1 protein-coding gene and 1 pseudogene are annotated in these 1,062 nt (G+C 68.9%); both read left to right on the forward strand.

Going from position 1 to position 1,062, the window contains the following annotated elements; all coding sequences use genetic code 11:
* The coding region (locus tag ABZ098_RS44955; RefSeq protein WP_356600908.1) for an extracellular solute-binding protein at positions 1 to 692 on the forward strand (692 nt) is incomplete at its 5' end.
* A 20-nt stretch (positions 693 to 712) separates the two neighbouring features.
* Positions 713 to 1,062, forward strand: a pseudogene (locus ABZ098_RS44960) (sugar ABC transporter permease); the annotation flags it as partial.

The following is a 1,062-nucleotide window of genomic DNA, read 5'->3' on the forward strand; positions in this document are numbered from 1 at the left end:
TCAAGAAGGCGGGCAAGAAGGGCATCACGTTCTCCGCGATAGGCACCGAGGAGGGCAGCTTCCAGTTCCTGCCCTGGTACTGGGGCTCGGGCGCCCAGCTGACCGCCCTCGACTCCTCCCAGGCCGTGTCCGCGCTGTCCCTGTGGAAGAACTGGCTGGACAAGGGCTACGCCCCCAACTCGGTCATCAACAACACCCAGACCACCAGCTGGCAGGAGTTCGCGAGCGGCGACTACGCGTTCGCGGAGAACGGCACCTGGCAGCTCGCCAACGCCAAGAAGGCCGGCTTCGAGTACGGCGTGATCCCCGTCCCCGCCGCCACGGGAGGCAGCGCGGCCGCCCCGACGGGCGGTGAGTTCGTCACCCTCCCGGTGCAGGACGACACCGGCCGCTACGCCATCTCGCAGAAGCTCGTGTCCTGTCTGACCAGCGGCCAGAACCTGTACGACACCGACACGACGCTGTCCTACGTGGCCCCCACCGCCGAGGTCCAGGACAAGCAGGTGGCCGCGAACGCCGAGCTCAAGCCGTGGGTGGACGCGGTCAAGGCCGCCAAGGGCCGCACCAGTGACGACCTGGGCACCAAGTACCCCAAGATCTCCGAGCAGTTGTGGAAGGCGGTCCAGTCCGCGCTGAGCGGCTCCCAGTCGCCGAAGGACGCGCTCACGGCCGCCCAGTCCGCAGTCAAGTGACCAGTGGCAGAGGCTCGTTGATGAACCACACGACACGAGCGCCGGTCGCGCTGCCGGTCCGCGACGGGAACGGGGCGGCGTCCGCCGCCCCGCCCCCGGCCCGCCCCACGACCCGCCGCCGTCCCGCCTCTCCGCAGTGGGCCGCCTGGGCGTTCCTCGCCCCGGTGACCGTCTACCTCGTCCTGTTCTACGCCTATCCGCTGTACCGCAACCTCGATCTGAGCCTGCGCAATTACACCGTGCGCTCGTTCGTGCGGGGCGATGCGCCGTTCACCGGCCTGGCGAACTACCGGAAGGTTTTCGAGGACCCGACCTTCGGACCGGCCCTGTGGCACACCGTGGTGTTCACGGGCGTGTGCCTGCTCTTCCA

The sequence above is a fragment of the Streptomyces sp. NPDC006335 genome (genome assembly GCF_040612795.1).
Classification (GTDB): domain Bacteria; phylum Actinomycetota; class Actinomycetes; order Streptomycetales; family Streptomycetaceae; genus Streptomyces.